This window comes from Mangrovicoccus algicola (genome assembly GCF_014903745.1).
Lineage (GTDB): Bacteria > Pseudomonadota > Alphaproteobacteria > Rhodobacterales > Rhodobacteraceae > Mangrovicoccus > Mangrovicoccus algicola.
Genome location: NZ_JACVXA010000016.1, coordinates 1 through 22,280 on the forward strand (window position 1 = coordinate 1; position 22,280 = coordinate 22,280).

Below are 22,280 nucleotides of genomic sequence, written 5' to 3' on the forward strand. Positions count from 1 at the left end.
CGATTGGGCGGCCCTCCCGCCCGCCGATGCGGCCGCGCCGCTGGCCGTCGCGCTGGAGGGGACGGGCCTGCCGCCGGGGGCGGGGCTGCCCGCGGTGCCGGGCCTGCCGGAGGCGGAATTCGCCCATGACGGACAGATCACCAAGGCGCCGATCCGCGCGCTGACCCTGGCGGCGCTGGCGCCGCGGCGGGGCGAGCTTCTGTGGGATATCGGCGGCGGCTCGGGCTCGGTCTCGGTCGAGTTCTGCCTGGCGGGCGGGCGCGCCGTGACGATCGAGCCGCGCGCCGACCGGCTGGAGACCATCCGCGCCAATATCGAGGGGTTCGGCCTCGCCGGGCGGATGCAGGCGGTGGCGGGGCGCGCGCCGGAGGCGCTGGCCGGTCTGCCCGCCCCGGATGCGGTCTTTGTCGGCGGCGGCGGCACGGCGGCGTGCCATGACGCGCTCTGGGCGATGCTGGCGCCGGGGACGCGGATCGTGGCCAATGCCGTGACGCTGGAGACCGAGGCCCTGCTGATCGCGCTGCAGGGCGCGCGGGGCGGGACCCTGATGCGCGCCGAGATCGCGCAGGCGGGGCCGCTGGGCGGGTTCCGCGGCTGGCAGGCGGCGCGTCCGGTGCTGCAATGGAGCGTGGTGCGATGAGCCCGCGTGCAAGGAAGGACGACACATGACGGTGCATTTCATTGGCGCAGGCCCCGGGGCCGCGGATCTGCTGACGCTGCGCGGGCGCGACCTGATCGCCGCCTGCCCGGTCTGCCTCTATGCCGGCAGCCTGGTGCCCGAGGCGGTGCTGGCCCATTGCCCGCCGGGCGCGCGGATCGTCAATACCGCGCCGATGAGCCTGGACGGGATCATCGAGGAGATCGCGCAGGCCCATGCCGCCGGGCAGGACGTGGCGCGGCTGCATTCGGGGGACCTGTCGGTCTGGTCGGCGATGGGCGAACAGATGCGGCGGCTCAGGGCGCTGGACATCCCCGTGCAGGTGACGCCGGGCGTGCCCGCCTTCGCCGCCGCCGCCGCCCGCCTGGAGGCCGAGCTGACCCTGCCGGGCCTGGCGCAGTCGGTGGTCCTGACCCGGCTGTCGGGCCGCGCCAGCGCCATGCCGAAAGGAGAGAGCCTGGAGAATTTCGCCCGCACCGGCGCGGTCCTGGCGATCCACCTGTCGGTCCATGCGCTCGACCGCGTGGTTGCGGAGCTTCTGCCGCATTACGGCGCCGACTGCCCGGTGGCGGTGGTCTGGCGCGCGAGCTGGCCGGATGAGCGGGTGGTGCGCGCCACGCTGGGAACGGTGGAGGCCGAGGTCGGGGCCGAGCGCGGGCGCACCGCGCTGATCCTCGTGGGCCGCACGCTGGGCGCGGAGGAGTTCGACGACAGCCGCCTCTATGCCGGGGATTACGACCGCCGCTATCGCCCCGTCGGGGCCAGCCCGCGTTTCCCGGAGACCGGCGGGCAATGATCGAGCTGACGCTGATCGGCATCGGCACCGGCGATCCGGGCCACCTGACGCAGGCGGCGGTGGCGGCGATGAATGACGCCGACCTGATCCTGATCCCGCTGAAGGGGGCCGAGAAATCCGACCTGGCCGGGCTGCGCCGCCAGCTTTGCGATGCGGTGATCGCCGCGCCGGGGCCGCGCATCGCCGAGTTCCTTCTGCCGGTGCGCGATGCCGCGGCGCCGGATTACCGCGCCGGGGTCGAGGAGTGGCATGATGCCATCGCTGCCGCCTGGCTGGCCGAGATCCGCGCGCATCTGGACGGGGCGGGGCGGGTCGCGCTGCTGGTCTGGGGGGATCCGTCGCTTTACGATTCCACGCTGCGCATCGCCGAACGGCTGGGCCGGGTTCTGCCGGTTGCCACCCGCGTCGTGCCGGGGATCACCGCGATCCAGGCGCTCTGCGCCGCCCATGCCATCCCGCTCAACGAGATCGGCGCGCCGGTGACGATCACCACGGGGCGGCGGCTGCGCGCGGGGGGCTGGCCCGCGGGCAGCGACCGGCTGGTCGTGATGCTGGATGGCGATTGCGCCTTTGCCGGTCTGGACCCCGACGGGGTGGAAATCTGGTGGGGCGCCTTCCTGGGGATGAAGGAACAGATCCTGCTCGCCGGACCGCTGGCGGAGGCGGGGCCCGATATCCTGGCCACCCGTCAGGCGGCGCGGGCGCGCCATGGCTGGATCATGGATATCTACCTGCTGCACCGGGCGCCGCGCCAGCGGGTCGATCCCGCGGCTTGATGGCGCCGTCCGCACGCCGGAACGGAAGGACTCCCTGCGGGACAGGGTCGTCGCGGCAGCGCCACGCCCCCTCATGCCATGCGCGCGGCAATGCGGCGATCGCAGGCTGCGACCGCGGGGCCGGGCCGGAATCCGGGGATCGCCCTGAAGGCGGTCGCGCCGTGGCGCAAGCGTGTCCGGCATCAGCGCCCATGGGACATCTGAAGTGGTCTCGGAAAGGAAGGGGTCCGGCACGACGCGCCGGAAGACGGCCGGGCTGGCGCCGTCCGCCGGCCCGGGCGGCTCATGCGGCAGGATGCCATGCGCGCCCGTTCCGGGCCTCATGGCAGGCCGAAGGACGATGGCGGCGATCCGTCATTGCAGGCGATGCCTTTCATCGCGACTTCCGGGCGGGGGGGCCGAACCAGAAGTGGCTCGCGCATCTCGGCCGGGGGGTGTCTGCACCCCTGCGGTTCCGTCGGGCGGCCCGTGTCACATGGGTGTCGGCTTGCCCTTCTCGTGGGCGGGGGTGGCGTGCGGATCTTTCAGGAAACCGCCCAGCCGCTTGCGGTAATCGGCGGCAAGATCGCCCCTGCCGGAGGATTCCAGCCTTTCGAGGTAGCGCTGAGGATCCGAATAGAGAACCGGGCCGCGTGTCAGGTTCTGCTGCATCTTGTCAGGCCGGGAGGTCGGCTGACCGGCATAGCGGAACCACCAGTCGGCGAGGGCGGCCTTCAGCGGTGCCGCGCGCTCGGGTTGCGCGGCCATGAGGTCCCGGGTCATGTGGGGATCCTCCGCAAGGTCGTACAGCGCCTCCGGGTCGGCCTTGTAGGTGCCCGGATGCAGCGTGCGGATGTAGAGCAGATCGCCCTTGCGAACGGCCCGCTGAAAGGTGTGAACCCCCTGGCTGAGGATCAGGTGATCGCGCCCGTCGAACGCCTCGCCGCGCAGCACGGGCGCGAAGGATCTTCCGTGCCATCCCTCGGGCGTGGGCAGGCCGAGCAGGTCGCAGAGGGTCGGGCCGAGATCGAGGTGATAGAACAGGCCGTCATGGGCGCGCTTCGCCTCGGGCAGCCTGTCGGTGATGCCCGGCCAGTGCACGATCAGCGGCACCCGGGTGGTGGCCGGATGGGCATAGGCGTGCTCTCCGTAGATGCCATGTTCGCCGAAGGCCTCGCCATGGTCGGCGGTGAAGACGATGGCGGTGTCCTGCTCGATCCCCAGCTCCTTCACTTTCGCCAGGATGCGCCCGATGTGGTGATCGAGATAGGAGATCGCACCGTCATAGCCGTTGATCAACTTCTCGAAGTCGGCGCGGCTGGTGATCGCGTCGGGGGTGATCTCGGGGGTGGGGGAGGGGTCGCCATAGGCGCCGTGCAGATCCCTGGCCGTGGCCGCGCCGTACAGGTCCTGATGCCCGGCGATTGCCGCCTCGTCGGGCCATTCGGGCGCCGGTCCGCTGGCGGCGGCGCGGTCCGAAAGCGCCCTGTCGATCTGGTAGTCGCGATGCGCGTCCCAGAAGTTCAGCATCAGGAACCACTTGTCGTCCTTGCCGCGCCGGTCCAGCCAGCCAATCGCGGCATCGGCGACATCGGCCGCATCCTCGTCGATGCCCAGGGACAGGCTGGGGCGCAGGAACTCCATGAAGTTGCCATGGAACCAGTAGGCCTGGTGCCGCTCGGCAAAGCAGGTCATGCCCACCGTGTGATAGCCGCCGGTACTGGCCAGGTGAAAGCCCAGGAACGGCGCATCGGCGTGCTGGCTGCGCGATTCCGTCAGGTAGAGATCGCCGTCATTGTCCTGGTGTCCGATCGCACCGGTGGCGATGCCGAACCGTTGGGTCGTCATGCCGGCGCGCGAGGGCACGCAAGGTGTATCGGAGCTGTGGTATTCATCGAAGCGAACGCCCTTGTCGGCGATGGACTGGATGTTCGGTGTCAGCTTCCGCGCATAGCCGTAAGGCGAGGTGTGATCAGGCCGGAGGGAATCGACGTCGATGTAGATGATGCGCATTTGTACCTCTTGTTCCGGCCCGGCGATGGCGCCGGTAGTCACAAATACTTCCAAAAAACACCAAAATCAAACTATTTTTGTTGCTTTTCGGCTTTCCCTGCCGGGGTTCGTCCCGGTGTCAGGTGGCGATCACGACCTCCACCCCGAAACCGGCCAGAAGCGCCGCCATGTCCTGGGGCAGCGGGGCATCGGTGATCAGAACGTCTATGTCGTCGTAGCCCATGACCCGGACGGCGGAGGATTTTCCGACCTTCGAACTGTCGAGCATGAGCACGCGCGTCCTGGACTGTTCGGCGAGGGTCTTCTTGATCTCCGCGTCCTCGAAGGAATAATCGAACAGGCCGCTTTCGGTAATCCCGGCAACCGCCAGAAAGACCGTGTCGAAGCGGAACTTGCGCAGATATCCGATCGTCTGGGCGCCCACGGTCGAAGGATCGGCCCCGGCGATGCGCCCGCAGGGGGCGTAGATCTGCAACTGGTTCTTCGCAAGCAGGCGCTGGATCGGCAAGGAGGCGCAGACGATGTGGACCGATGTGTCGGAGATGAGCGAGGCCAGTTCGAAACAGGTGGTGCCGACGTCGATGGCGATGGTCGAGTGCGGCTCGATACGTCGCGCGGCGGCGGCCACGACGCGCTTTTTCTCGGCGCGGTTGCGGGTCGCGCGGTTCTCGACGCTCGGCTCGACCATCTCGACCACGCGGCTGCGCAGATCGTCGTTGGCATGCGCCCCGCCATGGGTGCGCACGACCTGGCCGTCGGCGCCCAGTTTGTCCATGTCTCGCCGGATCGTCATTTCGGACACGCCCAGCCGTTCGGCGATGTCGCTGACCGACGCGTGGCCTTTCGCCTCGACCTCTGCAAGGATGGTTTCCAGCCGGACAGTGGCAGGTATGCGTTTCGTGGTCATTGAGACAACCCAGAGTTACTTTCTTGCCGAGTATATACGCATTCTATCAAAATCGAACAAGAAACCTTGATGAAATCAGGCTGGTTTTCGGGCTTTCTCATTCCGGGGGGCGGTGCTGCGCCCAGGGCGCCAGGCGTTCATAGGCGCGCGCGGCCTGCAGGACCAGGGCATCGGCGTGGCGCGGCCCGACGATTTGCAAGCCGATCGGCAATCCCTCCTGCGAGACCCCCGCAGGAACGCTTGCGGCCGGATTGTGGAACAGGTTGAACGGAGAGCTGAAGGGCGCCCATTCCATCCAGTCCCAGGCGTGATCGGGATAGTCTTCGGGCAGCAGCCGCCCGTTGGTGACCGGCAGACAGGCCACCGCCGGCGTCAGCAGCAGATCGTGCCGAGCGAACCACGCGACAAGGCGCTGGTAGATCGGAAAGGCCCTCACCTTGTCGAACAGGAATTCGCCGGAGGTCTGCGTCAGCGCGCCGCGTGCGCAGGCGACAAGCGCCGCATCAAGCGCATCCAGCTGGTCGCCGAGGCGGTGGAACACGATGGCGGACATGATCGCCTGCCAGTTGCGCTTGGCAATCTCCATGGAGCCGGAGAGGTCGAGATCGGCCGGCACGACCTCGGCGCCGAGATCGCGGAACCGCTGTGCCGCCCTTTCGCAGGTGTCCCGCACCTGCGGGTCGATCTTCGTCACGAAGCCCAGGTCCGCGCTCCAGCCGACGCGCAGCCCCGTCAGCGGCTTGTCGAGATCGCCGAGATATCCCGGCGCCGGCGCCTCCAGGGAATAGAGGTCGCGGTCATCGGGGCCGGAACAGGTTTCCATCATCAGCGCGGCATCGGCGACGCTGCGGGTCAGGGGGCCGTAATGGGTGTGCTGATTGGTGTTGGGCAGCATCAGCGGGATGCGCCCGTGCGACGGTTTCAGGCCGAAGATGCCGCAGAAGGACGCGGGAATGCGGATCGAGCCGGCACCATCCGTGCCCGTCGCCAGGGGTGCCATGCCCGTCGCCACCGCGACGGCCGACCCGCCCGAACTTCCGCCGGGATTGCGGGTCCTGTCCCAGGGGTTGTGGGTCATGCCGTGCAGGCGGGACCAGGTCAGCCCCATCCAGGCCATGTCCGGCGTCGTGGTCTTGCCCAGCGGGATCGCCCCGGCCTTTTCCATCCGCTCGATGATCGGGGAGAAGCCCGTCGCGACATGCCCCGCGCTGGTCAGGGAGCCGACCGTGGTGACCTGTCCCTTGTAGTCGTCGGAATCCTTGATCGCGTAGGGCACGCCGTGGAGGGGGCCCCAGAATTCGCCGCGCATCTGGGCCTCTTCGGCCTTCCTGGCCTTTTGGCGGGCGATATCGAACATCGGCAGGCAGAAGGCGTTCAGCGCGCCATCCAGCTGTTCGATCCGCGAAATGCAGGCTTCGGTCACCTCGACGGGCGACAGCGTCCTGTCCCTCACCCGCGAGGCGATTTCCGTGGCGCTCATCCAGTGAAGCTCGGTCCCGCTCATGGCTCAGAGCCTCTGGCCGGATTGCGCGTCGAACAGATGCACCGCGTCCAGCCGCAGGGACACGCCGATTTCCTGGCCGGGGGCGAGGGACAGCCGCTGCTGCTGGGTGATCTGCACCTCCTGTCCGCCGATCGTCCCGCTCAGGATCGTTTCGTTCCCGGTCGGCTCGACCACGTCGATCTTCATCATCGTCATCGCGCCGGTTTCGACGATCGCGAAATGCTCTGGCCGGATCCCGTATTTCGCGGCCCGGCCGTTGTCGCCCGGCTTCGCGGCGGGCAGGGGCAGGGTGCTGCCGTCGGGAAGCCGGAAGTCGGCCCCGTCGATCACCCCTTCCAGAAGGTTGATGGCCGGAGAGCCGATGAAGGTTGCCACGAATTCATTGACCGGCGCGTCGTAGAGTTCGAGCGGGGCGCCGATCTGTTCGATATTGCCGCCGCGCATCACGACGATCCGGTCGGCCATGGTCATCGCCTCGATCTGGTCATGGGTGACATAGATCGAGGTCGCCCCCAGACGCTGATGCAGCGACTTGATCTCGGTCCGCATCCGGACGCGCAGCTTGGCGTCGAGGTTGGACAGGGGTTCGTCGAACAGGAACACCTTGGGGCGGCGCACGATGGCGCGGCCCATCGCGACGCGCTGCCGCTGGCCGCCGGACAGTTCGCGCGGAAAGCGTTCCAGGTAGTCCGTCAGGTTCAGCGTGGCCGCGGCCTGCCGGACGCGGGCGTCGATTTCATCGGCCGGAACCTTCGCCAGCTTGAGCGCGAAGCCCATATTCTGCGCCACCGTCATGTGCGGATAGAGCGCGTAGCTTTGGAACACCATGGCGATGTCGCGGTCGCGCGGCGCGATATCGTTGATCACCTCCTCGTCGATGCTGACGGTCCCGCCCGAGACATCCTCGAGACCGGCGATCATGCGCAGAAGGGTCGACTTGCCGCATCCGGAGGGACCGACCAGCGCCACGAATTCACGGTCCCCGATATCGATGTCGATGCCATGGATCACCTCGTGCAAGCCATAGTTCTTCTTGAGGTTTTCTACCGAAACGTTGGCCATTCAACTATCCTTTGACGGCGCCGGCCGTGAGGCCTTTGACAAGGTATTTCTGCAGCAGGAGCACCAGCAGCATGGTCGGGGCGAGGCCGATGAGGCAGATCGCCATCATGACCGTGAAGAAGACGAACTGATCCGAGACCAGGCCCGCCAGGACGACCGGCAAGGTCATGAATTCCGGTTTGGAGGCGATGATCAGGGGGATCATGAGTTCGTGCCAGGAGATGATGAAGATGATCACGCCGCAGGCGGCCAGGGCAGGGGTGGACAGCGGAACCACGATGCGCAGGTAGGATGCCAGGCGGGTGCAGCCGTCAAGGCGCGCGGATTCCTCAAGCTCCTTCGGAAAGGCCTGGAAATAGGGCACCAGGATGATGATCGCGTAGGGCAGAAGCAACCCGACCTCGGCCATGATGATGCCGGGCAGGGTGTTGAGCAGCCCGATCTGCCGCATCACCACGAACAGCGGCAGCATGAGCACGATCAGCGGCACCATGCGGCTGATCACCGTCGCGTTCATCAGGTAGCCGGTCCAGCGCAGCTTCAGCCGCGTGACGGTCAGCGCCGTGAGCGTCGCCAGGACCAGGGTCAGGACGGTCACGCTGGACGCCACCAGAACCGAGTTCAGAAAGGCGTTGCGGAACCAGGTCACGGAGTTCGGCAGATAGTCGATGCCCTGGAACGCCTGGCCCTTGTTCGTGCCGCCCGACAGGATCAGGCGGAAGTTGTCCAGCGTGTATTCCGCAGGCAGCAGGGCCCATACATCCTCCTGCAGCGTGCGTTCGGATTGCAGAGAGCCGAGGACCACGGGAACCAGCGGCAGGATCAGGAAACAGATCGCCAGAACGTTGGCAAGGTTCATGCCGAGGCGGTAGCGCCATGACATCCGGTTCATGATCAGTACTCCACTTTCTTGTAGACGTAGCGGACGTATGCGATCGCGACGACGCCGACGATCAGCGCCAGCACATAGGCAGAGGCGGCGCCGACGCCGATGTCGAAGGGCGGGTTGAAGGAGGTCTTGTAGGTGTACCAGGCCGCGACCCAGGTATCGTTTCCGGGACCGCCCTGGGTGATCGCGAAGATCTCGTCGAAGACCATGAAGGCGAAGGTCGTCCGCAGGATCAGCGTGACCGCGAGGATGGGCCGCAGCAGGGGCAGGGTGATGTAGCGGAACTTCTCCCAGCGCGTGGCGCGGTCAAGCTCGGCCGCCTCGTAGAGGTGATCGGGGATGCCCTGAAGCGCGGCATGATAGAGCAGGATGTTGAAGGGCACCGTCCGCCAGACATAGGCGATGACGATCGCCATGAACGCGGTCGAGGAATTGCCCAGCCAGATCACCTGTTGGTCGATCAGGCCCAGTTGGTAAAGTAGACGGTTGAGATAGCCGAACTGGGTGTTGAAGATGAAGGCCCAGAGAAAGCCGTTCACGATGGGGGGCACCGCCCATGGCACGAGGATCAGGAACTTGGTGACCCTGGACAGCTGGATCCGGTTCTCGTTGATGACCAATGCGATCGCCAGCCCGATCACCACCTCCAGCAGAACGGAAACGACGACGAAGAGAATGGTGTTGCGCAGCGACTTCCAGAACACCGGGTCTCCGAACAGCTCGATGTAATTGGCAAGCCCGCTGAAGGCATAGTCGCCCGAGCGAAGTTCACGCACGCCAACCTCGTGGAAGGACAGGTAGCCGGCGAAAAATATGGGATATGCGAGGATGAGAACAAAGCAGATCAGGGTCGGGACGTTCATCCCCAATGCCAACCAGGAGGGCGCCAGTTCCTTGCGGCGTCGCCTGGCGCTGTTGGTCTTGCCGATTGCAGTCTTCGACTGTCCTGTCATGAAAAATGTCCAATATTTCTGAGGTTTCCCGGATTGAAGCGGCCGTGGTCGGGCACCCTTCTCCTGGTCCCGGCGCCGGGCCGGCACCGGGTTTCTCGCATTCGGCCTCAGCGCTTGGCCGCGATGGCTGCCGCGGCGATATTGTCACATGCAACGTCGACCGAGATCTGGCCCTTGAGGCAGGCGGTCAGTTCGAGGTTCAGCTGTTCGTTCCACTTGCTGTACCAGGGCTCGGTCACGGCGGGGACGACGCGTTCATAGTTCACGCCGCTGGCGAAGATCTGGTTCAGCACGTCGACATCCACCCGGTCCGACCAGGCTTCGCGGACCTCGGCGCTTTGCGCCACCGACGTGTAGCCGGGGTAGAGCATCGAGCTTTTGGCCAGGCTCAGCGCTTGGGTGTAGACGCCGTCCTTGGTCTTTCCGCCGAGGTACTGGAGCATTTTCCAAGCCCATTCGCGATTTCGCGTCGCGTCCGACAGCATGTAGTACCATGTCGCGACCAGCGTCGCGCCGTCGCCCGGCAGGCCGTGGATCCTGCCCTTTCCGGCAATCGGGGACTGCGCCGGGTCGTTCATCTGGTTCATGAAATAGTTGTGAAAGGTGCCAAGGTAGAGGTGCTTGCCGGTGTTGAAGACCTTCACGGCGGGAAGGAATTTCAGGTTCAGCGAATCGGGATCCGCGATCTCGTGCTTGATGAAGCTGTCCCGGAAGTATTGCAGCGCTTCGCGCGCGATCGACCCGGGGCCCATTTCAGGGTTCATGTCTTCGTCGAAGATCCGGCCGCCCCGGTTGCAGACCTGGCTGAACCAGGTGCCCGGCAGGGTTTCCAGCGCCGGTCCGCCCACCCAGAGCAGCGGGTAGGTCGAGATGCCGTCAGCCTTGGCCTTGAGGCATTGCTCGGTCAGTTCTTCCCAGCTTCCGAAAGGCTTGCCCGCGAAACCGGCCTTGCCCAGAAGCTCGTCGTTATAGGCAAAGGCCCAGGCGATCGACAGGTAGGGCAGCCCCCAGAGCTTGCCGTCAACGGTGGCGGTGGAGCGCGCCAGCGAGGTCATGTCGTCGATATAGTCCTGGACGCCGGGCAGGTCGTCCAGCGGGGCAGCAATGCCTTGGTCGATGTAACTGGCCATGGTCGAGAGTATGGAGACGAAGGTGTCGATGTCCTCGCCGGCGGCGAACATCGTGGTCAGCTTGGCGATCTGCGGCTCGATGTTCGGCTCGATCACCTTCTCCACCGGGATGCCCCAGTCGGCCTCGAACTTGGCGGCGATCTCGTCGTAGATGTTGCCGTATTGCCAGACGACCAGATTGATCTGATCGACGTCAGAATCGGGGCGCGCTGAATAGGCGCCCTCGGCGAATGAGATGCCCGGCAGCACGCCGCCGCCCGCAGCTCCGACCGCAGCCAGCGCCTTCAGGAAATTCCGCCGCGCGATCAGCACGTCTTCCAGTGATGTTTTAACCTTCGTCATCTCTTCAGTTTTCCCTGTTCAAGCCGCGTCCCGTGGGCGCGATCTGTTCTGTACAAGTATCAAGTAGCACAGAAAAAGACACAAATAAACAAATTAGTTGTGTAAATGTCCTTTTATGTTAGATATTGTGCAATAGAAAACATGCTCAAGGAGTGTCAGCCCATGATTTTCGATTTTTTGGGGGATAAGAAACGCGCGGTGGTATCCATGTGCCACATGGGCGCCCTTCCCGGCTCGCCGCTGTACGATTCGGATGGCGGCATCGACAAGCTGATTGACGACGCGGTGTCCGACATTCGCAAGTTGCAGGACGGCGGTGTCGACGCGATCATGTTCGGCAACGAGAATGACCGCCCGTACCTGCTGGAAGCCACGCCGGAATCGATTGCCGCCTACACGGCGGTCGTGCAGGCCTGCAAACCCGAACTCACCGTGCCTTTCGGCGTCAACTACCTTTGGGATCCCACCGCGTCGATTGCCATCGCCGTGGCCACCCAGGCCAAGTGGGTGCGCGAGATCTTCACCGGGGTCTTCGCCTCCGACATGGGCATCTGGGCCCCCGACGCGGCGCGCCCGGCACGTCTAAAGCGTGACCTTGATCGCCGCGATCTGAAGCTGTTCTTCAACATCAATGCCGAGTTCGCGCATTCCCTGGATCAGCGCCCGATCGACCTGCGGGCCAAGTCGGCGATCTTTTCCTCCCTCGCCGACGCGATACTGGTGTCGGGCCCGATCACCGGCCAGCCGGCCGACGCATCTGACCTGCGCAAGGTGGCCGAAGCGGTCGGCCACATGGTGCCCGTCTTCGCCAATACCGGCGTGAATGTAGACAACGTCACCGACGTCATGTCCGTTGCGTCGGGCTGCATCATCGGCTCGCACTTCAAGGTGGATGGGAACACATGGAACGCGGTGGACGGCGATCGCGTCAAGCGTTTCATGGATAAGGTCAATTCCCTTCGCTAACCTCGCGGAACGATCGCCTCGGAAGGTGGCATGAACGGCAGAGCGCCGCGATCATGCGCTTCGGGGCGGTCGTTCGGGCAGATTTTCCCATTGGCCCGCCCGCGCCGCGGCGGCGCCGCATAAAAAAGAACATGATAGCCGAAATCCAACATCACGTTTCGGCAAACACGGGAAGGCGTCATGAGCTACGTCATCGGTCTCGACATCGGGACAACCTCGACCATCGGCATCGTGCTGGATGTGGCGGCCCCCAGGATCCTCGCCTCTGCCAGCCGACCGGTCACCCTTTCCTCGCCGCAGCAAGGCTGGGCCGAGGAAGACCCGGACCAGTGGTGGTCCAACGTCTGCGATATCGTCCCCGAAATCCTTCGCGAGGCAGGCCTTGACGCGCGCGACATTGCCGCTGTCGGAACGACAGGCATGTTGCCCGCAACGGTCCTGCTGGATGACGGCGGAAAGATCCTGCGTCCTTCCATCCAGCAGAGCGACGGGCGTACGGGGCAGGAAGTGCGCGACATCGCCGCCGAGATCCCCGAGGCGCAGTTCATCCGGCGCGCGGGCAATGGCATCAACCAGCAGCTGGTGGCCAGCCGCATCCGCTGGATCGAGCGGCACGAGCCCGATGTCTTTGCCCGGATCGCGACGGTCTTCGGTTCCTATGACTACATAAACTGGCGCCTCACCGGCATTCGGGCGGTCGAACAGAACTGGGCGCTGGAGGCGGGGTTCGTCGATCTTGCCACGGATGAGCTGGCCGATGACCTGATCGCGCTTGCCCATCTCGCGCCTGAAGCGATCCCCCCCAAGGCCAGGTCATCCGACATCGTCGGGCAGGTTTCGCCCGTGGCAGCGGCGCAATCGGGCCTGGCCGAAGGGACGCCGGTGATCGCCGGCGCGGCGGACCACATCGCGTCGGCCTATGCCGCCGGCGTCCAGGGCCCGGGCGACGTGCTGCTGAAATTCGGCGGTGCGGCCGACATCATGATCGCCACGGACAGGCTGCGCCCGGACCCGCGCATGTTTCTGGATTACCACATCATCCCGGGTCTTTTCATGCCGAACGGCTGCATGTCGACCGGCGGATCGGCGCTGAACTGGTTCATCGCGAATTTTGCCAGATCCGAGGCGGCGACGGCGGAAAGCCTCGGACTCAGCCCGCATCAATACCTCGATCAGCTGGCCGCCGGGACAGGTCCGGGTGCGGATGGCGTGACGTTCATTCCCTACTTGCTGGGCGAAAAGACCCCGATCCACGACCCCGAGGCGCGCGGCACCATTCTGGGCCTCAGCCTGAACCATGATATCCGTCACCTTTGGCGCGCCTTGCTCGAAGGCTACGCCTATGCCTTCCGCCATCACATCGAAGTCTTCAACGAGATGGGCTTTCCGTCGACGCGGTTCCTTGCCTCGGATGGCGGATCGAAATCCGGGCTTTGGATGCAGATCTGCGCCGATGTCCTGAAGGCCCCCATCCAGCTGCTGACCGGGCACCCTGGCTCCTGCCTCGGCGCGGCCTGGCTGGCGGGGATCGGAACCGGGGCGACCGAGGACTGGGCCGGGGTGGCCGACTGCGTCAGCTACGGCCCGCAGGTCGGACCGGACCCGGCGCGGCAGGCCCTGTACGACGACGGGTACCGGTTCTTCCGCGAAACCTATCTCAGGCAGAGGGATCAGCGCACATGATCAAGGCGGTTGCATGGGACATAGACGGCACGCTGGTGGACAGCGAGCCGCTGCACCTGTTCGCGCTTCGGCAGGTCTGCCGCGCCCATGGCGTGGACATATCCGACCTCGCCGACACGCATTTCGTCGGCGTTCACATCGGCAATGTCTGGCAGGCGCTGAAACCACGCTTTCCCGCCGGGCTGTCCTTCGATGGCTGGGCGCGCGAGATCAATCTGGCCTTCGCGGCGAACGGCGACCAGCTGCGCGAAATCGCCGGTGCCGCGGCGGTGATCCAGCAGCTCGCGGCGATGGACCTGCGCCAGATCGCGGTCTCCAACTCCAACCGGGCGGTGGTGGATGCCAATCTCGACGCCATCGGCGTGACCGGGACGCTGGAGTTCAGCATCAGCCTGGACGATGTCTGCGAAGGCAAGCCGGATCCGTTTCCCTACCGGATGGCGGCCTACAGGCTGGGTCTTCACCCGAGCGAGGTCCTGGCCGTCGAAGACAGCGCCACCGGCGTCGCCAGTGCCCGCGCGGCCGGGCTGCGGGTCGCGTTCCTCGATGCCCATGGCGGCGCGCGCTCGGAGGCGGAATTCACCGTTCGCGCCCTGTCGCGGCTTCCGGATCTGATCGCGGAACTGGCGGGCAAACCGGAGACATCGCACGACTGCCTGAAACGGGCCGCCGGCAGATGACGGATTTCGAAAATAGCGACGAGATGGCAGTCCCGCATGACACGTAACCCGAACATCCTGTGGATCACCACCGACCAGCAACGCTTTGACACCATCGCGGCGCATGGCAACACGGCGATCAATACGCCCAACCTGGACAGGCTTGCGGCCGAGGGCATGTCGTTCATGCGCGCCTATTGCCAGTCGCCGATCTGCACGCCCAGCCGCGCGTCCTTCATGACGGGTCGCTATCCGGCATCGCATCACGTGCATCGCAACGGCAACGACCACTGGCCGGCGACCGAGACCATCCTGCCCGCGATCCTGAAGCAGACCACCCGCTACACCACCGGGCTGGTGGGCAAGCACCACCTGTCCCGCTCGGAGGACCGGATCGAACTGATCCCCGAGGACGGCTACGATGTCGCCGAACTTGCCGATTGCTGGCCGATCGGGCGCGCCTATGACGACTGGCTGAAGCGCGAGCATGGCATCGAGGATCCGCGCGGGCTCTATCCCGAGCTGCTGGCCAGGTCACCGCGCGATTACGGCCCCGGCCTGCCGATGGCGCTGCAGCAATCGACATGGTGGGCCGAGCGCGCTTCGGCCTTCATCCGCAACAACAGGGGCGCGCCGTGGATCCTGAACCTGAACGCTGTCGACCCGCACCCGCCGTTTTTTCCGCCGCGGGAATTTCTTGATCGCTATGATCCTGCCGACATGCCCTTGCCGCTGTTTCGCGAAAGCGACATCGTGCGGCAGGAGGGGTTCCGGAACATCGACCAGCAATGGAAAAAAATTCAGGACGTGCGGCGCTACGACCCTGCCGAGGACGTGGACCAGACGGAAATCGCGCTGGAAGAGCGCAACCTGTTCGATTTCCCGCCCGACACCTACGACGCGCGCATGGTCAAGGCCTGCTACTATGCGATGATCGAGATGGTCGATGATCGTGTCGGCGCGGTTCTGGAGGCGCTGGACGCCTCGGGGCAGGCGGAGGACACGATCGTCATCTTCACCTCCGACCATGGCGAGACCATGGGCGACCACGGAATGCTCTACAAAGGCTGCCGGTTCTTCGAAGGGCTGGTTCATGTGCCGCTGATCATCCGCTGGCCTGGCGTGACCGAACCGGGTTCGCAAAGCGATGCCCTGGTCGAACTGGTCGACCTTGCGCCCACGATTCTGGATATCGCGGGGGTGCCGGTCCCGGCAAACATGCAAGGCCGGTCCCTGCGCGGCCTGCTGAGCGGCCAGGTCACCACGCACAAGCCCCATGTTGTCTGCGAATTCAACGGGGCGCTGGCCGGGATGCCTCATCAAAGCCACGGGACCATGGTTTTTGACGGCCGCTACAAGACCTGCATGTATCATGACGCGGGCAAGGCCGAGATCTTCGATCTGGAAAACGACCCCGGCGAATTCGAGTCGCTCTGGGACAGGCCGGGTTTCGAGCGAGAGCAGATCCGGTTGCTGAAACAGCATCTCGATGCCGTGATGGGCACGTCGGATGCGGGGATCGAGCGCACGGGAAACTACTGACGGCGCAGGTCTTGCAAAGCTGCGCCGCCGGGGCCTTGGGCGGTCAGGTCATGTAGACGCCGCCGGTGACGTTGACGCCTTGCCCGGTCATGAAGCGTGCGCCGTCCGAGGCCAGGAAAACCACGACATCCGCCACGTCTTCGGCCGTTTCGATCCGGCCAAGCGGCGTCTGGTCGATGTAGTCCTGCAAGACCTGCTCCGGGGTCATGTCGCGCAATTCCGCCTCCCAGGCGATTTCGCGGTCCTGCATCGCGGTGCGCACGAAGCCCGGGCAGACCGCGTTCACCCGGATGCCATCCCTTGCATGTTCCCTTGCCAGCGCCTGCGTCCAGCCCAGCACGGCGAATTTCGACGCCGAATAATGCGCCAGAAGCGGCGCGCCGACCTTGGCGGCGAGCGACGCGGTATTGACGATTGCGCCCTTGCATCCGTGGGCCAGGAAATGCGCCACCGCAACCTGGTTGGTGAAAAACACGCCCTTTGCATTGACGCTGAAATTGAAGTCCCAGTCGTCCTCGCTCAATTCCAGCGCGGGCTTCATGTTCGACACGCCCGCATTGGCATGGCAATGCGTGATCGGGCCGAAACTTGCGGCCCCCGCGGCGAACGCGGCCTCGATGGAGGCCTTGTCCCGGACGTCGACCCTGTGGACGCTTTTCGGCGCATCGATATCCTTCGTGGCGTCGGTGCAGCGGTCCGGATCAAGGTCGGACAGGACCAGGTTGTAGCCAGCGGCTGCGAAGGCCCGGGCCGAGGCCAGGCCGATGCCGCTGGCCGCGCCGGTGATGAAAACTGTATCTGTCATGATGCGACGGCTCCCCGGGATTCTCTCAATTTCGGACTTTATAAGACAACTTCTAACATAAAAAATCAATAAGTGACAAACTTCTTGACGGCGCATGCCTGTGCTTCCAAAGTCGGGCTTGCCGGGCGCCGCGCTGATGGTCGAGGCCTTCGACCGGCCCGGATGATGTTTCGATGGGAGTGGACGGGATTGGGCGAGGGTGGCTGCTGCGGCGCGCCGGGAACCGGCGCGAAGGCGCGAGAGACCGCATTTACGCGATCCGCGCTTTCCGTGCCAAGCGCCCCGGCCGACGAGCAGGCAGCGTTGCGCGCGCAACTGCTGGCAATACCCCCGGGCATCTACGAGATGGGCACCCGCCATTCCACCTATTCAGGAGACCTGGACAGCCCGCGCCGCAAGGTGAAGGTTGCGCCCTTCCTGATAGGCCAGACCACGGTCACCAATGCGCAATATGCCCGCTTCGTCGCCGCGACGGGCTATCGCACCGTCGCCGAACAGGAGGGCTGGAGCTTCGTGTTCCATCTTCTGCTGCCAGGCGGCGGCAAGGGGACCATCAGCGCGCCCGGCCTGCGCTGGTGGCGCAAGGTTGAAGGCGCCTGCTGGCACATGCCCGAAGGCCCGGGCAGCGATTGGCAAACGGCGCGCGCCGATCATCCGGTGGTCCAGGTCTGCTGGTACGATGCGCTGGCCTATGTCACCTGGGCCGGGCTGCGCCTGCCGCGCGAAGCCGAATGGGAGCGCGCGGCGCGGGGCGGCAAGGCGCGGCTGAAATTCCCCTGGGGCAATGCCCTGGTGCCTGTGGACGGGCATCGGATGAACACCTGGCAGGGCGATTTCCCCGATCACGACACGGCCGAGGATGGCTTTGCCGGCACCGCTCCGGCGCGCAGCTATGCCCCGAATGGCTACGGGCTGTACAACTGCACCGGCAATGTCTGGGAATGGGTCGCGGACCGGTACGGGCCGCGCCCGGCTCCGGGCAGGATGCCCGAACTGGACCCCACGGGGCCGGGGCAGGGCCATGCCCGCATTCAGCGCGGCGGCTCTTTCCTGTGCCATGACAGCTATTGCGACCGTTACCACGTGCACTCCCGCACCAGAAACGACCCTGACAGCGCGACGTCCAATGTCGGGTTCCGCGTCGGCGCATCCATGTAGGCGCGCGCCGCCGCGCGGATCGACCGGTGAAACCTTGCGGGGCGCGTGCGTGATCGAAAGCGCGGTCCCCGGCCGGCAGCGCGCCGGACACAGGCGGCGGGCGCGGGCGTCCGGTCCCGGCAGGTGCGCGGCGCCCCGCCTGTCGGACAGGATCCGGCGCGATCCAAGCCTCGCCTCGCCCCTGCTGGTCGGGTTGGTTGATATCATTTCTCTGCCAGCAGACCAGCGCCGGAGGCTTGCCGCCCTGGGCGGAATGAGGATGCCGATGGGTGTGGGAGGTCATCCGGATCGGCGCTCGGGGCGCGCTCTGCCAGCGCCTTGGTCAGCCGGGCGAGAATGCCATACTTGCCGAACAAGCCGCTGGCCGATCCGTCGGCTGGCGGAAGGAAGGCATGCGCGTCCTTTCTGCGCAGGGCTGTTTGCGGCCCGGCGCCGCACGCGCAGGCGGTCCCCAGGATTTCCGGTCCGGCGCAGGCGCACCATCATCCCGGCTTTGCCAACGACACCGTCGGCGTCGACGGGCGGCTGGGAGCCCGTCGGACAGCGCGACACGGGACGCGGTGCCGGTCGCACCCTAGGGCAGTCGAGACAGCGCCGCCTCCACCCTTTCGCGCAATGCCGGTTCAAGCGGCAGGATCGGACGCGGCGGCGTGATGCCCCCGAAGCCGAGACTTTCCGCGATGGCGAACATCACCCGGAAACTGCCGACCTCCCGGAACAGCGCCCAGAGGGGGGCGAAAGCGGCATCGATGCGCGCGGCTTCGGCCGCATCTCCGTTCCGCGCGGCACGGGTCAGCGCAAGGGCGGGGTCCGGCAGGAGCCCGGCCGCCACGCTGTACCAGCAGGCGCCACCGGCAAGCAGCGCGTCCTTCGCGCCCCAGTCCCCGCTGTAGCCGATGGCGAAGCCCTCCGGCGTCATGGCCCGCAGGCGCTGCATCTCGCCCGCATGGTCGCCGTCCGCGGCCAGGGGCATCTTCACCGCGACCACGTTCGGCAGTCCGGCCAGTCGCGCGATCAGCTCCGGGCTGAAGGTGAATCTCGTCGTGCCCGGGTTGTTGTAGATGCACAGGGGAAGCCCGCCGGCCGCAGCGACGGCCTCGAAATGGCGGAACACCTCCTCGTCGGTCAGCGGCTGATAGGACATCGGCGCGAGAAGCAGGCCGTCTGCACCGGCCTTCCCGGCATCGCGGGCAAGGTCCTCGGCGGCTTCGGTTGTGAGGGCACCGACACCGACGATGAGCGGCGTCCGTCTCGCCACGCTCTCCACGGCGGCCTGCAGCGTGCGCTTGCGCGCCTCCGGCGTCAGGTAGGCGTATCCGCCGGTGCTGCCGAGCAGTCCGATGGAATCCGCCCCCGCCGCCACGATCCGCTCGAGGAAGTGCTGCAGCAGCTCGGGCTTCAGCTGCCCCTCGTCATCGGCGGGCGTAAGGGGGAAGGCCGACAGGCCGGTAAACAGGGTCATGGGCGCATGTCCTTCAGATGCGGGATAGGAGGAGGCGGAGGCCGGCGAACCCGAAGAAGACGGCCAGGACGCCTTCGATTCCGCGCCGGACGCGGCGGTAGAGGCGGATCATCGGCGCGGTCGAGAACACGAGCGCATAGCCGCCGAAGATCGTCACGCTCGGAGCCGCGCATCCTGCCAGAATGACGGCCACGTCATGCCGCGACGCCTCGGCGCCGAGGCCGAGCGTCACGAGGGCGATCCAGCCCAGCACGGCCTTGGGATTGGCCAGATGCATGATCAATCCCTGGCGGTAGAGCGCGGCAGGGGACGGGGGCGCATAAGGTGCCGCGGGGCCGGTTGCGGTGGCGGTGTCCGGAGTCGTCGCGCTGCGGGCGGCGCGCGCTGCGAGGTAGATCAGGTACATCCCGCCGAGGATCTTCAGGGCGATCAAGGCCTCGGCGTAGCGTGCGAGCAAGGCGGACACGCCGGTGGCCGCGGACAGCCCCCAGAACAGCGACCCGGAAATGACGCCCGCCGCCAGGGCCAGCCCGGCCTGCCGACCGTGGTTCATCGCCACGCCCATGATCCGCAGGGTGCTGGGGCCAGGGCTGCCGGCCGCGATCGCATAGGCGGCGAAGACCATGAGCAGGTGATTGACGTTCTCCATTGCGTATCCTCTCAGGGTGGGGCCAGCAGCTTGAAGGCGATGGTCCACATCACCAGCGCGATGAGGGTCTCGAGGATGCGCCAGGCCGCCGGTCGCGCGAATACCGGGCGCAGCTTGATGGCACCGTATCCGAGCGCGAAGAAGAACACGAACGATCCGAGGATTGCGCCGATGGCGAAGGATCCCCGGCTGCTGGCGAATTGCGTGGAGAGCGTTCCCAGCAAGACGACCGTGTCGAGATACACATGCGGGTTCAGCCAGGTGATGGCGAGGCAGGCCGCCAGCGTGCGGAACAGATCGGCCACCGGCAGGGAGGCTTCCGCCGACAGGGCCTCGCGCGATCGCAGCGCCGACAGAAGGCTCCTCGCGCCGTAGAAGATCAGGAAGGCCGCGCCGCCGTAGCGCATGACGGGCGCGAGCCAGGGCAGCCAGTCGGAGACGGTCCGGAAGCTGGTCACGCCCACGGTGATCAGGATGGCGTCCGAGATGGCGCAAGCAAGACAGACGGCCAGGACATGCTCGCCCCGCAATCCCTGGCGCAGAACGAAGGCGTTCTGGGCGCCGATCGCCACGATGAGGCTGAGGCTCATCATCATGCCGGTGAAAAAGACAGCGAGATCCATATGCGCGGCTCCAGGCAACTGCCATTGGACTATCCGGCCGCGGAGGCTTAGACAAATTAAAGCAGCTGATGCGAATGAAGGATAGCTGAATGCCGGTGGATTATGCCGCGCTCCGGGCGGTTGCCGCGGTCGTCAGGACCGGCAGCTTCGAAAGGGCCGCCGCATCGCTCCACGTGACGCCCTCGGCCATCTCGCAGCGCGTCAAGCATCTCGAGGAGCGTCTGGGCGCGGTGCTGATCGAGCGGGGGACGCCCTGCACCGCCACGGACAAGGGGCTTGCGCTCTGTCGGCACATGGACCGCGTGGGGATGCTCGAGAAGGACCTCATGGCGCAGCTGCCGGAATTCTCCGGACTTGAAGGCGCCGGGCAACGGGTGACCCTCAACCTGGCCACGAATGCCGACAGCCTCGGGACCTGGTTTCTCGAGGCCATCGCGTCCTTCACCAGGGCCACCGACTATCTCGTGAACGTGGCGATAGATGACGAAAATCATACGGCCGACTGGCTTCGCCGGGGCCGGGTGCTCGCGGCCGTCACCGCGCTGGAGCGCCCGGTGCAGGGATGCCGTGTCACGCCGCTCGGCTCCATGCGCTATCAGGCAACGGCGAGTCCCGGTTTCGTGGCGCGCTACTTCCCCGACGGCCTCACGGAGGAGGCGTTCCGGCGCGCGCCCGCTCTCACCTTCGACCAGAAGGACCAGCTCCAGACCATCTGGGCGCGCGAGGTTTTCGGACAGGCCATGTCCTTCCCCACCCACTGGCTTCCTTCCACGCAGAGCTTTCTCGAAGCGAGCATCGCCGGCATGGGATGGGCGCTCAATCCGGTGCAGCTCGCCAGGCGCCACCTCGAATGCGGAGACCTGGTCGAGCTTGTCCCCGGGAGATTTCTGGAGCGGCCCCTGTTCTGGCAAATCAACCGGCTCGCCGCCGACCAGCTGCATGAATTGTCCCGGTCCATCCTCACGGTGGCGCGGCGCGACCTCGGCTTGCCAGCCTGACGCGAGATTGAGCCGGCAGCTTCATCCGCGATGCGGTCGCCTGACCTTGCCGCCGGATCCCGGACCGGGAGTTGCAGTACGCTCAGGACAAAGGGATCGCAAATGGGCATCCGCACGCGGCCCGCATGCTCGGAGGCATCGCGCACGGCGCCGCGCCGTGCCGGGAACCCTCGCTCAACACGAGCCGGTTCGTCGCGTCTCGCCTCCTGAACGTCGGCCTGCGCCTCGCCTTGCCCTATCCACAGATCATCAACGGGGGCGAACGCTCCGGCTGAATTCAGCTCCCTGAGTTCCGGACCTGCCCTGCCGATCGGCGCCGCCTTCGGATCATCGATGCCGATGAACCAGCCGCCGCTCCAGCGCGGAAGCAGCCAGATCAGCCGTTCGCGATGCTCTGTTTCCGAAAGCAGGAAAGCCTTGCGACCTGAGGCCCGCTTCTCCTCGGGATTTTCGGAGAGTCCGCAGGTTGATTTCCGGGCCTACGCGGCGCGCATGGCCAGCCCTTCTTTGCCACGAACTCGACGGGCGGAATGTTTCCCGGGCCTGCGAGAGGGCGATGGTGGTTGTCGTCTCTGGCCGATGCCCGGATCTGCTCGCGGGCATCGGCCAGAGACGAGAACAGCGACTCGTTGAGAAGCTCGTCCCGGAGGCGTCCGTTGAAGCTTTCGGCGAAGCCATTCTGCATGGGCTTTCCCGGCGCGATGTAGTGAGCTGGTCCCCATTTCC

The 22,280-nt window shown here is 66.0% G+C and carries 21 protein-coding genes and 1 pseudogene; 10 read left to right on the forward strand and 12 right to left on the reverse strand.

Annotation, left to right across the window (positions count from 1 at the left end; translation table 11 throughout):
- The 3 genes from cbiT to cobF all read left to right on the forward strand — a co-directional run.
- Positions 1-640, forward strand: a 640-nt coding sequence (gene cbiT / locus ICN82_RS07725; RefSeq protein WP_193181453.1) for a precorrin-6Y C5,15-methyltransferase (decarboxylating) subunit CbiT, incomplete at its 5' end; no start/stop codon positions are given.
- Positions 641-665: 25 nt separating this feature from the next.
- Positions 666-1,454 carry a precorrin-4 C(11)-methyltransferase gene (gene cobM / locus ICN82_RS07730; RefSeq protein WP_193181454.1) on the forward strand — a complete coding sequence of 263 codons (789 nt, stop codon included), beginning with the start codon at positions 666-668 and terminating at the stop codon, positions 1,452-1,454.
- Positions 1,451-2,230: a precorrin-6A synthase (deacetylating) gene (gene cobF, locus ICN82_RS07735; protein ID WP_193181455.1), complete on the forward strand. Its 780-nt coding sequence runs from the start codon at positions 1,451-1,453 to the stop codon at positions 2,228-2,230. Before cobM ends, cobF begins: the two co-directional genes overlap by 4 nt.
- 471 nt (positions 2,231-2,701) lie before the next feature.
- Here cobF and ICN82_RS07740 read toward each other — a convergent pair whose 3' ends face one another.
- The 7 genes from ICN82_RS07740 to ICN82_RS07770 all read right to left on the reverse strand — a co-directional run bounded on the left by ICN82_RS07740 (position 2,702) and on the right by ICN82_RS07770 (position 11,009).
- Positions 2,702-4,222, reverse strand: coding sequence for a sulfatase family protein (locus tag ICN82_RS07740; RefSeq protein WP_193181456.1), 1,521 nt, complete (start codon positions 4,220-4,222; stop codon positions 2,702-2,704).
- A 118-nt stretch (positions 4,223-4,340) separates the two neighbouring features.
- Positions 4,341-5,129: a DeoR/GlpR family DNA-binding transcription regulator gene (locus tag ICN82_RS07745; protein WP_193181457.1), complete on the reverse strand. Its 789-nt coding sequence runs from the start codon at positions 5,127-5,129 to the stop codon at positions 4,341-4,343.
- Positions 5,130-5,226: 97 nt separating this feature from the next.
- The gene (locus tag ICN82_RS07750) at positions 5,227-6,633 is read right to left on the reverse strand and encodes an amidase (RefSeq protein ID WP_193181458.1); all 1,407 of its coding nucleotides are present in this window, start codon (positions 6,631-6,633) and stop codon (positions 5,227-5,229) included.
- Between the two features lie 3 nt (positions 6,634-6,636).
- Complete coding sequence (locus ICN82_RS07755; protein WP_193181459.1) at positions 6,637-7,695, reverse strand: ABC transporter ATP-binding protein; 1,059 nt, start codon at positions 7,693-7,695, stop codon at positions 6,637-6,639.
- A 4-nt stretch (positions 7,696-7,699) separates the two neighbouring features.
- A complete protein-coding gene (locus ICN82_RS07760) occupies positions 7,700-8,587 on the reverse strand; it encodes a carbohydrate ABC transporter permease (protein WP_193181460.1) in 888 nt (295 codons plus the stop codon).
- Positions 8,588-8,589: 2 nt separating this feature from the next.
- The gene (locus ICN82_RS07765) at positions 8,590-9,360 is read right to left on the reverse strand and encodes a carbohydrate ABC transporter permease (RefSeq protein WP_193181462.1); all 771 of its coding nucleotides are present in this window, start codon (positions 9,358-9,360) and stop codon (positions 8,590-8,592) included.
- Between the two features lie 284 nt (positions 9,361-9,644).
- Entirely contained in the window at positions 9,645-11,009 is a 1,365-nt protein-coding gene (locus tag ICN82_RS07770) for an extracellular solute-binding protein (protein ID WP_193181530.1), read from the reverse strand.
- Positions 11,010-11,171: 162 nt separating this feature from the next.
- Between ICN82_RS07770 and ICN82_RS07775 the strand changes: the two genes are divergently transcribed.
- The 4 genes from ICN82_RS07775 to ICN82_RS07790 all read left to right on the forward strand — a co-directional run bounded on the left by ICN82_RS07775 (position 11,172) and on the right by ICN82_RS07790 (position 15,859).
- Positions 11,172-11,975, forward strand: a complete 804-nt coding sequence (locus ICN82_RS07775) for a BtpA/SgcQ family protein (protein ID WP_193181464.1) — start codon at positions 11,172-11,174, stop codon at positions 11,973-11,975.
- Positions 11,976-12,155: 180 nt separating this feature from the next.
- Positions 12,156-13,658 (forward strand): FGGY-family carbohydrate kinase, encoded by a 1,503-nt coding sequence (locus tag ICN82_RS07780; protein ID WP_193181466.1) that lies wholly within the window; start codon positions 12,156-12,158, stop codon positions 13,656-13,658.
- Positions 13,655-14,338 carry an HAD family hydrolase gene (locus ICN82_RS07785; protein WP_193181468.1) on the forward strand — a complete coding sequence of 228 codons (684 nt, stop codon included), beginning with the start codon at positions 13,655-13,657 and terminating at the stop codon, positions 14,336-14,338. The genes ICN82_RS07780 and ICN82_RS07785 overlap by 4 nt, the downstream gene beginning before the upstream one ends.
- A 36-nt stretch (positions 14,339-14,374) precedes the next feature.
- On the forward strand, positions 14,375-15,859 hold the full coding sequence (locus ICN82_RS07790) for a sulfatase family protein (protein ID WP_193181470.1): 1,485 nt from the start codon (positions 14,375-14,377) through the stop codon (positions 15,857-15,859).
- 43 nt (positions 15,860-15,902) lie between these two features.
- Here ICN82_RS07790 and ICN82_RS07795 read toward each other — a convergent pair whose 3' ends face one another.
- Positions 15,903-16,664 (reverse strand): SDR family NAD(P)-dependent oxidoreductase, encoded by a 762-nt coding sequence (locus ICN82_RS07795; protein ID WP_193181472.1) that lies wholly within the window; start codon positions 16,662-16,664, stop codon positions 15,903-15,905.
- Positions 16,665-16,967: 303 nt separating this feature from the next.
- Between ICN82_RS07795 and ICN82_RS07800 the strand changes: the two genes are divergently transcribed.
- Positions 16,968-17,822 (forward strand): formylglycine-generating enzyme family protein, encoded by an 855-nt coding sequence (locus ICN82_RS07800; RefSeq protein WP_226898360.1) that lies wholly within the window; start codon positions 16,968-16,970, stop codon positions 17,820-17,822.
- A 574-nt stretch (positions 17,823-18,396) separates the two neighbouring features.
- Here ICN82_RS07800 and ICN82_RS07805 read toward each other — a convergent pair.
- From ICN82_RS07805 to ICN82_RS07815, 3 genes are read right to left on the reverse strand one after another with little or no spacing between them, the layout of a single operon-like run.
- The gene (locus ICN82_RS07805) at positions 18,397-19,284 is read right to left on the reverse strand and encodes a dihydrodipicolinate synthase family protein (RefSeq protein ID WP_193181476.1); all 888 of its coding nucleotides are present in this window, start codon (positions 19,282-19,284) and stop codon (positions 18,397-18,399) included.
- Positions 19,285-19,297: 13 nt separating this feature from the next.
- Positions 19,298-19,933: a LysE family translocator gene (locus ICN82_RS07810; RefSeq protein WP_193181478.1), complete on the reverse strand. Its 636-nt coding sequence runs from the start codon at positions 19,931-19,933 to the stop codon at positions 19,298-19,300.
- Between the two features lie 11 nt (positions 19,934-19,944).
- Positions 19,945-20,556, reverse strand: coding sequence for a LysE/ArgO family amino acid transporter (locus ICN82_RS07815; protein ID WP_193181479.1), 612 nt, complete (start codon positions 20,554-20,556; stop codon positions 19,945-19,947).
- Positions 20,557-20,645: 89 nt separating this feature from the next.
- Between ICN82_RS07815 and ICN82_RS07820 the strand changes: the two genes are divergently transcribed.
- The gene (locus ICN82_RS07820; protein ID WP_193181480.1) at positions 20,646-21,554 is read left to right on the forward strand and encodes a LysR family transcriptional regulator ArgP; all 909 of its coding nucleotides are present in this window, start codon (positions 20,646-20,648) and stop codon (positions 21,552-21,554) included.
- Between the two features lie 71 nt (positions 21,555-21,625).
- Positions 21,626-21,829 carry a hypothetical protein gene (locus ICN82_RS07825; RefSeq protein WP_193181481.1) on the forward strand — a complete coding sequence of 68 codons (204 nt, stop codon included), beginning with the start codon at positions 21,626-21,628 and terminating at the stop codon, positions 21,827-21,829.
- Between the two features lie 239 nt (positions 21,830-22,068).
- Here ICN82_RS07825 and ICN82_RS21700 read toward each other — a convergent pair.
- Positions 22,069-22,263 (reverse strand): annotated as a pseudogene (locus tag ICN82_RS21700) (integrase core domain-containing protein); the annotation flags it as partial.
- Positions 22,264-22,280: the final 17 nt, after the last annotated feature.

What these genes read in the sequence shown, in the direction of transcription:
- ICN82_RS07810 (WP_193181478.1), bottom strand. Translation starts at nt 19,933, where the DNA reads ATGGAGAACGTCAATCACCTGCTCATGGTCTTCGCCGCCTATGCGATC.
- cobF (WP_193181455.1), top strand. Translation starts at nt 1,451, where the DNA reads ATGATCGAGCTGACGCTGATCGGCATCGGCACCGGCGATCCGGGCCAC.
- ICN82_RS07805 (WP_193181476.1), bottom strand. Translation starts at nt 19,284, where the DNA reads ATGACCCTGTTTACCGGCCTGTCGGCCTTCCCCCTTACGCCCGCCGAT.
- cobM (WP_193181454.1), top strand. Translation starts at nt 666, where the DNA reads ATGACGGTGCATTTCATTGGCGCAGGCCCCGGGGCCGCGGATCTGCTG.
- ICN82_RS07755 (WP_193181459.1), bottom strand. Translation starts at nt 7,695, where the DNA reads ATGGCCAACGTTTCGGTAGAAAACCTCAAGAAGAACTATGGCTTGCAC.
- ICN82_RS07740 (WP_193181456.1), bottom strand. Translation starts at nt 4,222, where the DNA reads ATGCGCATCATCTACATCGACGTCGATTCCCTCCGGCCTGATCACACC.
- ICN82_RS07820 (WP_193181480.1), top strand. Translation starts at nt 20,646, where the DNA reads ATGCCGGTGGATTATGCCGCGCTCCGGGCGGTTGCCGCGGTCGTCAGG.
- ICN82_RS07780 (WP_193181466.1), top strand. Translation starts at nt 12,156, where the DNA reads ATGAGCTACGTCATCGGTCTCGACATCGGGACAACCTCGACCATCGGC.
- ICN82_RS07760 (WP_193181460.1), bottom strand. Translation starts at nt 8,587, where the DNA reads ATGAACCGGATGTCATGGCGCTACCGCCTCGGCATGAACCTTGCCAAC.
- ICN82_RS07770 (WP_193181530.1), bottom strand. Translation starts at nt 11,009, where the DNA reads ATGACGAAGGTTAAAACATCACTGGAAGACGTGCTGATCGCGCGGCGG.
- ICN82_RS07745 (WP_193181457.1), bottom strand. Translation starts at nt 5,129, where the DNA reads ATGACCACGAAACGCATACCTGCCACTGTCCGGCTGGAAACCATCCTT.
- ICN82_RS07790 (WP_193181470.1), top strand. Translation starts at nt 14,375, where the DNA reads ATGACACGTAACCCGAACATCCTGTGGATCACCACCGACCAGCAACGC.
- ICN82_RS07775 (WP_193181464.1), top strand. Translation starts at nt 11,172, where the DNA reads ATGATTTTCGATTTTTTGGGGGATAAGAAACGCGCGGTGGTATCCATG.
- ICN82_RS07785 (WP_193181468.1), top strand. Translation starts at nt 13,655, where the DNA reads ATGATCAAGGCGGTTGCATGGGACATAGACGGCACGCTGGTGGACAGC.
- ICN82_RS07795 (WP_193181472.1), bottom strand. Translation starts at nt 16,664, where the DNA reads ATGACAGATACAGTTTTCATCACCGGCGCGGCCAGCGGCATCGGCCTG.
- ICN82_RS07815 (WP_193181479.1), bottom strand. Translation starts at nt 20,556, where the DNA reads ATGGATCTCGCTGTCTTTTTCACCGGCATGATGATGAGCCTCAGCCTC.
- ICN82_RS07750 (WP_193181458.1), bottom strand. Translation starts at nt 6,633, where the DNA reads ATGAGCGGGACCGAGCTTCACTGGATGAGCGCCACGGAAATCGCCTCG.